Source organism: Candidatus Dedyshia acidiphila (assembly GCF_051025295.1).
Lineage (GTDB): Bacteria > Acidobacteriota > Terriglobia > Terriglobales > Acidobacteriaceae > KBS-83.
In genome coordinates this window covers 1-255 of the sequence record NZ_JBMGJV010000100.1, presented here as the reverse complement: position 1 = coordinate 255, position 255 = coordinate 1, and the positions used below count along the sequence as shown (strand labels likewise).

The following is a 255-nucleotide window of genomic DNA, read 5'->3' as shown; positions in this document are numbered from 1 at the left end:
TCTGTGGAGCTGGAATCTTTCTGGTGCTGCTGCCTTTTGCCGTCACCAAAGACGTGAAGCGGCAGAAAGCGTTGAAGTACGGTCGGCGGCTAAAAGGCCCTGAAAAGCTCACGCCGCAGGAGTTCAACGAGGTAGTCAAAGGCGATGGCGTCGGCTTCAAAACCGATGACATGAAGGAGATGATTCGTATACCGGCGCGGGCCGAGGCCCAGCACATGCAGTTCATCGGTGATACGGGCGCGGGTAAGTCCGCCC

1 pseudogene is annotated in these 255 nt (G+C 57.6%); it reads left to right on the top strand.

Annotation, left to right across the window (positions count from 1 at the left end):
• Positions 1–23: 23 nt before the first annotated feature.
• Positions 24–255 (top strand): annotated as a pseudogene (locus AC5IJH_RS18365) (type IV secretion system DNA-binding domain-containing protein); the annotation flags it as partial.